At 62.6% G+C, this 11,828-nt stretch carries 7 protein-coding genes and 2 pseudogenes; 7 read left to right on the forward strand and 2 right to left on the reverse strand.

Features of this window, described 5'->3' with window-relative positions; all coding sequences use genetic code 11:
• The first annotated feature begins 63 nt into the window (after positions 1 to 63).
• From B4968_RS08955 to mdoH, 7 genes and pseudogenes are all read left to right on the forward strand, one after another.
• The gene (locus B4968_RS08955; RefSeq protein ID WP_083098311.1) at positions 64 to 624 is read left to right on the forward strand and encodes a DUF302 domain-containing protein; all 561 of its coding nucleotides are present in this window, start codon (positions 64 to 66) and stop codon (positions 622 to 624) included.
• 143 nt (positions 625 to 767) lie between these two features.
• Positions 768 to 2,378: pseudogene (locus B4968_RS08960) on the forward strand (thiamine pyrophosphate-binding protein).
• Positions 2,362 to 3,621, forward strand: a complete 1,260-nt coding sequence (locus tag B4968_RS08965; protein WP_420916499.1) for a CaiB/BaiF CoA transferase family protein — start codon at positions 2,362 to 2,364, stop codon at positions 3,619 to 3,621. The pseudogene B4968_RS08960 and the gene B4968_RS08965 overlap by 17 nt, the downstream one beginning before the upstream one ends.
• A gap of 288 nt (positions 3,622 to 3,909) precedes the next feature.
• Positions 3,910 to 5,275, forward strand: a pseudogene (locus B4968_RS08970) (tetratricopeptide repeat protein).
• Between the two features lie 59 nt (positions 5,276 to 5,334).
• A complete protein-coding gene (locus B4968_RS08975; protein ID WP_083098314.1) occupies positions 5,335 to 6,627 on the forward strand; it encodes an OpgC family protein in 1,293 nt (430 codons plus the stop codon).
• Positions 6,624 to 8,150, forward strand: coding sequence for an OpgD/OpgG family glucan biosynthesis protein (locus tag B4968_RS08980; protein WP_083098315.1), 1,527 nt, complete (start codon positions 6,624 to 6,626; stop codon positions 8,148 to 8,150). The genes B4968_RS08975 and B4968_RS08980 overlap by 4 nt, the downstream gene beginning before the upstream one ends.
• Complete coding sequence (mdoH, locus tag B4968_RS08985; protein WP_083098317.1) at positions 8,147 to 10,033, forward strand: glucans biosynthesis glucosyltransferase MdoH; 1,887 nt, start codon at positions 8,147 to 8,149, stop codon at positions 10,031 to 10,033. Before B4968_RS08980 ends, mdoH begins: the two co-directional genes overlap by 4 nt.
• A gap of 426 nt (positions 10,034 to 10,459) precedes the next feature.
• Here the strand turns inward: mdoH and B4968_RS08990 are convergent, their stop codons facing one another.
• Entirely contained in the window at positions 10,460 to 11,182 is a 723-nt protein-coding gene (locus tag B4968_RS08990) for a CE1 family esterase (protein ID WP_338153234.1), read from the reverse strand.
• 14 nt (positions 11,183 to 11,196) lie between these two features.
• Entirely contained in the window at positions 11,197 to 11,667 is a 471-nt protein-coding gene (locus tag B4968_RS08995; RefSeq protein WP_083098434.1) for a rhodanese-like domain-containing protein, read from the reverse strand.
• Between the last annotated feature and the right edge of the window lie 161 nt (positions 11,668 to 11,828).

An 11,828-nucleotide genomic window follows, 5' to 3' on the forward strand; every position in this document is an offset into this window, starting at 1 on the left:
GTGAGCCCTCCGGCTTCATATCCCGGCTATGGTAGCTGCAACTCCTTGTCGTGAAGGCCTCTCATGCCCGCCCTATCACTCCCAGCCCCGGCGCATATCTCAGCGCAGATCCCCCGGAATACCGCGCATCTCCTGCGGGGTCTGGTGGTCACACTGGCGGTCTTTCTGGCGGTCCTTCTGGCCATTATTCTGACCCGGCCAGCATGGGCTGCAGGCCTGGACAAGCGCATAGGCTGGGAGGTTCATCAGACCGATAAATCCTATGCTGCGCTTCTTCGCGATGTCTTGGCGGCGGTGAAGGCCGAAGGCCTCAGTGTGGTCACGCAGGCCGGACCAACCAGGGGCGCTGCTGCGCGCGGCATCACCATTCCGGGCAACCGGGTGATCGGCGTCTTCAACAATGACTACGCCCTGCGGGTTCTGGCGCTTTCGACCGCCGCGATGATAGAGGCCCCGATCCGGCTTTATGTCACCGAAGGCGGCGATGGCACTGCCAGTCTGTCCTATAAGAAACCCAGCCATGTCTTCACCCCCTATCTCAATGAGGGCGGCACGCAGCTGATGCAGATCGCAGCAGAGCTGGACCAGCGCTTTGCCGCCATCGCCCGCGCGGCACGCGACTAACCCCCAACTTGGAAGCCCCCAACCTTAGAAGGCGGCGCTGTGACGCCGCGCCTTCAAACCTTGTCACAGAGCCGTGATATGGCTTGGGCCCTCGCGCAGAACCCGCGATCTCTTGCGACAAGAAACAGTGGGATGTCTATGACATGGCTGAGACCCTTCGCGCCGCCGATATCTGGCCCGTCGACTATACGAGGCCCGATGCCGTCACGCCTTTGGCATGCCCGGCGGTGAGGTCCTGACCCTGGTGGACGCGCTGATCAAGGCTGGCATCAGCTTTCATCTGGCCAAACACGAAAATGCTGCGGGCTTTATGGGAGAAGGTGTCCACCACAGCGATGGGGCCCCGGTCATTCTGGTGGCAACGCTTGGGCCTGGTGCGCTCAACGGCGTGAATGTGGTGGCCAATGCGCATCAGGCCCGGGTGCCAATGCTGGTGTTGACCGGCTGCGTTGATGCCGCCGAAGAGCTCAGCTACACGCATCAGGTCCTGGACCACCGTGCGGTCTTTGCCCCCATCACCAAAGCAACCTTTCGGCTGGATGCGCAAGCCGCAGATCTGATCGCCGACAAGGCCTGCGCCATTGCCTGCACGGCCCGCAATGGCCCGGTGCATATTGATGTGCCGAGCTCGGTCGCGGATAGCCCTGCCAGAGATCGCGGTGCCCGCCGCGCGCCTGCTGCCCTTACCCGACCAGATGACGCAACGCTGGCGCAGGCGCTGGCTGGCTTGGCGCGGCCCAGCGCCCACTCGCCATCATCGGCCTCGACGCCCTGCACGAAGAGGCCGGCCACGAGATCCGCGCCTTCCTTGAGCACTACCAAATCCCCTTTGTCACCACCTATAAGGCCAAAGGCATCCTGCCCGAGGATCACCCGCTGTGCCTAGGGGCGACTGGACTATCGCCCCTCGCAGACACACACCTGCTGCCAGTGGTGCAAAAATCGGACCTGATCCTTGGCCTGGGGTATGACCCGATCGAGATGCGCCCCGGCTGGCGCAATGTCTGGGACCCCCGGGTGCACCGCATGATAGACATCACCCCCGAGGCCAATACCCACTACATGCATCACGACAGCCTGGCACTCATAAGCGCCTTGAACCCCACATTGGCGGCCCTGACCTCAGGTGCGGGAAAAACAGCCACCTGGCCCTGTGGAGCACCCTCCGCCGCACAGGCCGCCTTGATCGCGGCCTTTCCGCATGGGATGACTGGGGCCCGGCCGGTGTGATCGCCGAGTGCCAGGCCACCCTGCCCGCAAACACCCTGGCCAGTGCTGACAGCGGCGCCCACCGCATTCTGCTTAGCCAGATGTGGACCTGCGCCGCGCCGCGCGATCTGATACAGTCCTCGGGGCTTTGTACCATGGGCTGCGCTGTGCCGATGGCAATTGGCCGCAAACTGGCGAGCCCAGACCGCCCGGTGGTCAGCTTTTCCGGCGATGCCGGCTTTCTCATGGTGGCGGGCGATCTGGCCACCGCCGCCGAGCTGGGGGTCGCGCCCATTTTTGTGGTCTTTGCCGACGCCAGTCTGGCGCTGATCGAGCTGAAACAGCGCCAGCGTCAGCTGAGCAATGCAGGCGTCGATATGGCGCGGCACGACTTTGCTGCCATCGGCCGCGCCTTTGGCGGCAACGGTATAACGGTACGTAACCGCGCCGAACTGAACAAAGCCCTGCGCGAAGCCTTGGCCTCGGACCGCTTCACTGTCATTTCTGCCGAGATCGAACCCGGAGGATATGATGGACGCATCTGATCAATTTCCCGCTGACAGCCAAGACAAAAGCCCCCCGCCTCACGGCCCCCTGTCTCACGGTGCCCTGAAAGGCATCAAGGTCCTTGACCTGTCGCGCATTCTGGCCGGTCCCACCTGCACACAGTTGCTGGGCGATCTTGGTGCCACGGTTTTGAAAGTGGAAAATCCCAAAACCGGCGGCGATGACACCCGCCAGTGGGGACCTCCCTATGTGGTGGATGCGCAGGGCAAACAGTCTGATCTTTCCGCCTATTTCATGGCCGCAAACCGCAACAAGCGCTCTATCGCGCTGGATATTGCTACCCCTGAGGGGCAGGATATCGTGCACCGGCTGGCGGCTGAGGCCGACATTGTGGTGGAAAACTTCAAACCCGGCGGTCTGGCCAAATACGGGCTGGACTACGCCAGCATGAAGGACAAGCTGCCAAACCTGATCTATTGCTCGATCTCGGGCTATGGCCAGACCGGCCCCAATTCGCACAAACCCGGCTATGATCTGATGGCGCAGGGCTATGGCGGGTTGATGTCCCTTACTGGTGAGCCGCAGGGACAGCCGGTCAAAGCAGGCGTCCGCATCGCCGATGTCATGTGCGGCATGTATGCCACCCTTGGTGTGCTCGCCCCGCTGCATCACCGGGACCAAACCGGCGAAGGCCAACAGATCGATCTGGCCCTTGTCGATGCACAGGTCGCCTGGCTGATCAACGAGGGCGTTGCCTATCTCAACACCGGCACCCTGCCGCAGCGCCGGGGCAACGAACACCCCAGCATTGTGCCCTATGGCCTCTATGAGACCTCGGATGCCCATGTCATTCTGGCGGTTGGCAATGACAGCCAATTCCGCCGTTTCATGGAGTTCCTCGGGCTCGAAGGTCTGGCCGAGGACCCGCGGTTTGCGACCAACCCTGCCAGATTGCAGCACCGCGACGCGCTGAATGACATTCTGATCCCGGCGCTGCAGCGGTTTACCATGGACGAGGTCATCGCCGACATGGAGGCCCGCAAGGTACCCGCAGGCCCGGTGCAGACCCTCGACCGTGTCTTTGCCTCCGATCAGGTGGCCGCCCGCGAGATGGCGATCGAAATGCAGTCCAGCGCCGGGCCGGTGCAGCTCTTGGGGAACCCGTTGAATTTCTCTCGCACCCCCGTGACCTACCGCCATGCGCCGCCGCAATGCGGCGCTGCAACAGACGAGGTTCTCGCCGCCGCAGATCCTTTTGCCGAAAGCGAAGACGAGACCTGAGGCGGAACCTGCCGCCTGGACGGCCAAAACCCGCAGCGTCTCAAACGCGCAATGTTACAAAAACCGGCCAGTATCCGCCTCACAAGCGGATGCTGGCTTTTCTTTTGCACCAGAAGGTTACAAAGGCGCGAAAATCCGCCTGACTTTTCAAGGGAATTGGCCAAATGCGCCGTTTCCTGCACACGCGCCTTCACCAAAGCGCGAGCAGCGTCGCATGGCCCCATTGCCTGGTTTAATCTGACCCCAACACGACTGACTTCAAACACCACGGCACAGATTGGACCCGCAATGACTCAAGACATTTTTGGACAAGAGACCAGCCTCACCTGCGCCGCCACGCTGCAAAACTGGGATGCGGTTCAGATGGGGGTGCTGGCCCATGCGGCGTCAACCGCCGATCATCTGGGCGCAGTTCTGACAGCAGCCCCCGATTTTGCACTGGCACAGGCAATCAAGGGTCTGTCGGTGCTGATGCTGGGCCGTTCCGAGCTGATCCCCATGGCGCGCGATGCCCTCAAAAGCGCCAGACTGGGCTATGAAGCCGCCCTGCCGCGCGAGCGGAAATATGTCGACGCCCTTGAGGCCTGGCTTATGGGGCGTCCCTCGACCTCGATTGCCCTGATGGAACAGGTTCTGGCTGTGGACCCCGGTGACTCGCTGGCGATGAAACTCAGCCATGGCATCCGGTTTATTCTGGGCGACGCCAGTGGTATGCGCGCCTCGGTGGAACGCGTGATGCCCGCCTATGACCCTGATCACGCAGGCCGCGGCTATCTGCTGGGCTGTCACGCCTTTGCGCTGGAAGAAACCGGCGCCTATGAGAAAGCCGGCATAACCGGCCGTCAGGCGCTGTGGATGGCGCCAAATGATGCCTGGGGTCTGCACGCGGTGGCGCATGTGCATGATATGACCGGTGACGCTGCCGCCGGGCTCAGCTGGCTCACCGAGCGCGAAGAGGCCTGGGCCCATTGCAACAATTTTCGCTATCACGTCTGGTGGCACAAGGCGCTGATGCATCTTGACCTTGGCCAGATCGACGAGGCGCTGGCGCTTTATGACACCCAGGTTCGGCGCGACAAGACCGACGACTACCGCGACATCTCCAACGCCACTTCGCTGTTGATGCGGCTTGAGCTGGACGGGGTGCAGGTTGGCAATCGCTGGGAAGAGCTGTCACAGCTTTGCGCCAACCGCACCGAGGACGGCAGCCTGATCTTTGCAGATCTGCACTATCTTCTGGCCCTGGCCGGCCGCGATCGCGCCGCTGAGACCCGCCGTCTGGTCAGCCGCATCCATGCCGATGCCAAACACCGCCACAACGAGGCGCAGGACCGGATGGCCATTCCGGGCTGTGACGCCGCCAATGGTCTCGAGGCCTTTGGCGATGGCAACTACGCCATGGCCTTTGCGCATCTGGCGGCGGGCCCGCAGTGCCATGCAGCTCGCCGGAGGCAGCCACGCCCAGCGCGATGTGTTTGAGCGTATGACAATTGATGCCGGGCTGCGGGCCGGAGAGTTTGACGCCGCCGAAGCCATCCTGGACGACCGCCGTGCCAAACGTAGCGGGCGCGAAGACAATTATGCACTGGCCCGGCGCGCCCTCATTGCCGCAGGCAGAACCTCTCCCAACGCCCAAAGCATGCCCGCAGAATAACCAACAGATTAGCCAGTCGGCCACGTGCCGCGTTCAAGACCTACAAGGATCAGCCCAGCATGGCGGACATCTCGCCCTTTCCAACGCCTCAACCAGAGCGCGCAGCTGCAGACAGAGCTGCCGCCAACCGGACGCAGTCCCCTGGAGTTTCTGGCCAGATCACGCCGCCCAAGGCGCGGCTGCGCGATCCCCGGCTCGACTTTTATCGCGGCATTGCCATGTTCATCATTCTGGTGGCCCATATTCCGGGCAATCGCTGGACTGGCTGGATCCCGGCCCGGTTTGGCTTTTCTGATGCCACCGAGATTTTTGTTTTCTGTTCCGGCATGGCCTCGGCCATTGCCTTTGGCGGCTCCTTTGCACGGCGGGGCTGGTGGCTCGGCTCCGCAAGGGGAGTGTTTCGCTGCTGGCAGGTTTTCTGGGCCCATATCGGATTGTTTTGCTTTGTCGCCATGTCGATGGCGGCGCTGGACACCTATGGCGCCTTTGATAAATCCTATATCAACTCATTGAACCTGCAGCATTTCTTCAATGATCCGGCGCCCCAGCTGGTCGGGTTGTTCACCCTGACCTATGTGCCAAACTACTTTGACATACTGCCGATGTATCTGGTGGTGCTGGCGCTGATGCCGCTGATGATGGGGCTGGAACGTCTGGGCTTCTGGGCCATCGCGCTGGCGTCAGGCCTGATCTGGCTTGCCGCGAACCCCTACCTCATAGGATTGGGCCCCGATGGTCTCTCGCTGCCTGCCGAGCCCTGGTCAGCGAGAGAGTGGTTTTTCAACCCTTTTGGCTGGCAGCTTTTGTTCTTTACCGGCTTTGCCTTCATGAAAGGCTGGCTGCCAAAGCCGCCGGTCTCTGCCCTGCTGGGCGTTGCCGCTGCCGCCTTTCTGGTCCTGTCGGCGCCTTTTGGCTCGTGGAAAGTCTTTCTCTGGGTCGAAGCCGCCAATGCCGATCTGGCCGAGATGATCCGCCCCGCATGGAAAGCATCGGCGCAGTGGCGCGAAAAGACCGATTTTGGCCTGCTGCGCTATGCGCATTTCCTCGCTCTGGCCTATCTGGGCTGGCTGCTGGCGGGAGAAGGTGGCAAGCGCCTCATGGCCTCGGGCCACAGCCTCGGCGCGCGCATCTGGGCGCGCCTGCTCAAGATCATCACCCGGGTCGGCCAGCAAAGCCTTGCGGTGTTTGTCTTTTCCATGGCGTTGGCCCGCCTCATTGGCTTTGCTCTGGATCAGTCCGAGCGCGGCATCGCCATCACCGCGCTGGCCAACCTTGCGGGCTTTGGCCTGATCATCTGCTGCGCCTTTGCGGCCGGATGGTTTAAATCCCACCCCTGGAGGGCAAAACCATGAGCCGCCTCAGCCGCCGCGCCTTTGTCGCCTCAGCACTTTGCAGCACTGCGCTGTCAGCCCTGCCCAGCCTGTCCGCCGCCGTGACAGATCAGGCCGGGGCACAGCCATTTCACCATGATCAGGTGGTGGCGCGGGCGCGCGCACTGGCGCAGCAGGCCTATAGCCCCCGCGCCGAGGTGCCGCAGGACTGGCTCAAGCTGTCCTATGATCAATACAAGGCGCACCGTTTCCGCGTGAAAGACTCGATCTGGGCCAAGAGCGACCACAGCTACAACGTGGATCTGTTCCTGCCGGGGCTGTATTTTCGCCATGCGGTGCAAATAAACACGGTAACAGAGGGCATGGCCCGGCCCTTTGGCTTTGATATGAGCCTGTTTGATCGCGGTGAGATCGCGCCGCCGCTCAGCACCTCAGGCGCGCTTGGCTATAGTGGTTTGCGCCTGCGCACCGCATTGGATGTCCCCAACAAGAAAAGCGAGTTTTGCGTCTTTCAGGGTGCCAGCTATTTCCGCGCCATTGGCATTGGCCAGTCCTATGGGCTGTCGGCCCGCGGGCTGGCGCTAAAAACTGGCGACCCCATGGGCGAGGAGTTTCCCGATTTCATCGAGTTCTGGCTGGAGGCCCCTGCCCCCGGTCAGCGCAGCATGGTGGTGCATGCGCTGATGGACTCGCCCTCGGTCACCGGGGCCTACCGGTTTACCATCACCCCCGGTGCCACCACCCTCATGGATGTGGAGGCACGGCTCTTTGCCCGTGCAGACCTCGACCATACCGGACTGGCCCCGCTCACCTCAATGTTCCTGTTTGACCGTACCAACCGCGACCGATTTGACGATTTCCGCCCCAATGTGCACGACAGTGATGGGCTGTTGATCAGGAATGGCACCGCCGAGACTCTCTGGCGGCCGCTGGCCAATCCCACCCATCTGCAGGTCTCGTCCTTTGTCGATGAAAACCCGCGTGGCTTTGGCCTGATGCAACGCTCGCGCCGACTGGACACATTTGAGGATCTTGAGGCCAACTACCACCGCCGCCCCAGCCTCTGGGTCGAGCCACGGGGAGACTGGGGCAAAGGCGCTGTCACCCTGGTCGAAATCCCCGCCGACAAAGAGATCTATGACAATGTCGTCGCCTACTGGCGCCCGCACGCGCCCCTCCCGGCAGGCGCGGAGCTGCCGCTGGCCTATCGGCTCAGCTGGGGGGGGGATCCGGATCTTGAGCTGGCGCGGGTGATTGATACCGCAGCTGGCGCGCGCATCTTTGGCGAGCCGGGCCGTTTGATGACAGTGGATTTTGAGGCGCATCCCCTGCTGGAGGGCGATCCTGATGACATTGAGGTGCATCTGTCCTCGCCGCATGTTGAGACCAGCCCCGGCGTGTTGCAGCGCAACCCCTCCACAGGTGGGTTGCGGCTTGCCTTCAGCTTTGCGCCCAATGCCGAGAACCACGTTGAACTGCGCCTGCAGCTCAGACGCGCAGGCGCCCCGGCAAGCGAAGTCTGGCTGTATCGGTGGACGGCATGAGCCGCCCCCTGCAAGCCCCCGCCCCCCTGATGCCGCCTCTCCAGCAGATGGAGATGCCCGAGCAGGATTTCAGCACGGCTTTTAGCGACCAGAACGCGCCAAAGTTTGCGCCATCCGGCCACATGGCGCTGTGGCGTATTCTGGCCTTCTCGCCCGCCATGCTGGCCACGGGCCTGCTGGTTTGGGTGATGCGGGTCTGGTTCGCTCTGGATGGTTTCATGGTGCTGGAACTGTTGCTGCTGGCGCTTATCGCCTTTAACTTTTTCTGGATCTGCTTTTCAGTCTCGACCGTTCTGCTGGGACTGTTTTCCCTGTCCAAACGCGATCGCACCCGGCCAGACCGCCCTCCTGCCGCGATGAAGGTTGCACTGTTGGTGCCCGTCTACAACGAAGAGCCCTGGTATGTGCTGGGCAATGTGCGCTCCATGCTGGAAGAGCTGAGCGCCCGCCGCAGCGCGCACAGCTATGCCATGTTCATCCTGTCTGATACCCGCAATGACGCCTTGGCCGAACAAGAGCGGCTGAGCTTTGACGCCCTGCGCGCCGACCTGCCCTCCGGGCTGGAGTTGTACTATCGCCGCCGCGCCAACAACACCGGGCGCAAGGTCGGCAATATCAGCGACTGGCTGCGGCGCTGGGGCGCCGGCTTTGACGCCATGCTGGTGCTTGATGCCGACAGCCTGATGACTGGCCGTGCCATCTCACGGCTGACCGATGCGCTGTCGCGCGACCCCAGCGCCGGTCTGATCCAAAGCTTCCCACAGCTGATTGGCGCCCAGTCGGTGTTTGGTCGCATGCAGCAATTTGCTAATGGTGTCTATGGCCTGGCCCTGGCCGAAGGCCTTGCGCGCTGGTGCGGCTTTGAAGGAAACTCCTGGGGTCACAACGCCATAATGCGCACCCGCGCCTTTGCCGCCTGCGCGGGCCTGCCGCCTCTGCGCTCGCGCCTCACGGGCCGCGAACAGCTGATCATGAGCCATGATTTTGTCGAGGCAGGCCTGTTGCGCCGGGCCGGCTGGCGGGTGCGTTTTCTGCCGCGCCTTGGCGGCTCGTTTGAGGAGACGCCTCCCACCCTCATCGACCATATACTGCGGGACCGGCGCTGGTGTCAGGGCAATTTGCAACACCTGAACCTGCTCACGGCCCGCGGATTTTTTGCCATGTCGCGGTTTCATTTGCTGCACGGCGCCATCGGCTATCTAATGGCCCCGATCTGGTTTGCCCTGCTGGTGATCTGGGCTCTGATTGGCCACAGCGCCGACAGCTCGGTCATCCGCTATTTCAGCGAGACCAATCCCTCACGCCCGTCCTGGCCCGATATGTCAGAGCCACGCCATATTCTGGTGATCCTGCTGATCTACGCCATGCTACTGGCGCCAAAGCTTCTGGCGGTGCTGGCAGTGGTCTTTGGTGGCGGGCGATTGGCCGACTATGGCGGCCCAGCCCGCTTTGCCCTGTCCGCCGCCTCCGAAATCCTGTTGGCGGTGCTGTATGCGCCAATTTTGATGGTACAACAAATGATTGCAGTGTTTCGCACCGCCTTTGGGCTGCAGCGTGGCTGGTCCCCGCAGGCCCGCGCCGGAGGGCGCTATGGGCTCAGCACCCTGCTCAGCTGCCATGCGTTGGAAACCCTCAGCGGCATCGCCCTCTGGGGCGGCATTCTGGCCGGGCTGGTCTCTGTCTGGCTCATACCGATTGCTGTGTCACTGATCCTGGCAATCCCCCTTTCTGCTCTCTCGGGCCTGCGCGCCGGGACCTCTCAGCGCGGCTGGATGGCAACGCCCGTCGTCTATTCAGAGCCAAAGATCACCAGAACCGCCCGGCACTATCGCGCCCAGCTAAAGGCCTACCTGGATGTAAGGAGCCAACACCCGGCGGAATAGCTTTTTCGAAGGATCCCAGATGCAACGGTCCCGAGATGCGTGACCGCAGCGCCCCGGCAGGGGCGCTGCCGGGCCCAAGGCTTTTTCTCTCATCACAGATGAGAGGCAAAGGCGCGGGAGCCCCCCCCTCTATGCTGTTGCTCAGGCATCTTGTGCTGCAACATCCGGATTGACCAGCCAGAGGCCATGTTCATCGCGCCACGCTAGCCTCCCTCGCCGGGCTCTTTCCTTTCCAACCAATCCAGCATCCATACAGGCCACATGGACGGCACCCGGTGCCCCCCGGAGAACAACACAAACTCGATATCCGCGCCCAAGCCACAGACCCAGCGGCGCCGGAGAACCGCAGCGCCGCCTCGGCGGGTATCCGGCGCCTGTTGCGCACATTGGTTGGTTGTCCGCCACAGCTCTAGCCCCGCAAAGATATCACCCTGCTGAAACTGGCCACCCCCAAGGACGCGCCCTTCCAGCGGCACAACGCCATCCGTCCAGCCATGGCTGTGAAACAACCGGACAGCTCCGGCGCAGCTGTCGGGCTGAGGTCGCCAGAACCCACCAGAAACGGGGGCATAGGCCGCAAAGGCCCTGGGGGCCCGCACAGGCCAGATAATTCACCATGAACGCCCCGGCAGAAAAGCCGGCCAAGACCATCTCCTCACGATCAAGACCAAACCGGTCCGCGGCATCCTGGGCAACCTGCTGCAAAAACGCCACCTCATCACGGCCCTCCCAGCCGGGAAAAAAGTTCCACGACCGACGCCCCTCGCGCCGTGGCAGCGCATCCGGCGCAATCACCGCATAGCCCCGCTCTGTCAGACCCCGCACCATCGCCTTGTTCCTGAGCGCCCCTTCTCCTGAGCCCCCGTAGCCATGTAAAAACAAAACGGCAGGCAGCAGCTCTGCCTCCTGCCCTGCCGACACGGGCTTCACAGGCTGCACAGGCAACACGGGGAGTTCAATATGATAGCTGCCTTGTGACAGCGTACAGGCGCCAGAGAGCGTGCCACAGCCCGCGTCGCCCCGGCTGGGCCAACTGAGGGCTGCAAAGACAAACATGACCATTTTGGCGGCAACACTCTTGCGGGTCAGCCCATTGCAGATTGAAGAATCCCTCTTGCCAAAGGCCCAGCTACGCCAAGTCCTCGGCACGGGCCTTTGGGTCCCTACCCCTGCCATCGTGCCACCGGCAAATTTCCTGCCAGCCAACCCGGCCCACTGGCCGAGCCCAACATGCCCTGCGGCACATCCAGCACATTGGTGAAGCCCGCAGCCACCACCGCCCTGGTCATCCGCGCCGAGCGCACCCCGCGGGCGCAGATCAGCGCGACAGGGGCATCACGCGCACCGCCAAGCATCTGCTCCAGCGCCTGCACAAAATCTTTGCGCCGCATATCAATCGGAGCAGCCCCGACCGGCACACCGGTTTGGCGCCACTCGCGGGGCGTTCGAATATCAATCAAAGTAATCGCCCCGGACTGGGCTTTGGCAAAGGCCACAGCCGGGCTCAGCCGGGGATTGTCATGCGCCGGAGGCTGGCTTTGCCACCACCACAGCCCTGCGAGCCCGGCAACCACCGAAGTGCCACCAAGCCCCAAGAGCAACCGTCGCCGTGTCTGATCTGCGCCTCCGTCCAAATCCTGTCCCACCCTCGCGCCCCGTTTCAATTGCTCACGCCTGCTGCAGCGCCTGATGTCAACCTGATGTCAAAAAGTGCCGCTGTCTCGACGTCTCATAGCAGCTTTCAGTGTGACCATAAGCCATGCCCAGCCCCAGTACAGCCCCAGTACAGCGCCTG

Source organism: Pseudophaeobacter leonis, assembly GCF_002087335.1.
Classification (GTDB): domain Bacteria; phylum Pseudomonadota; class Alphaproteobacteria; order Rhodobacterales; family Rhodobacteraceae; genus Pseudophaeobacter; species Pseudophaeobacter leonis.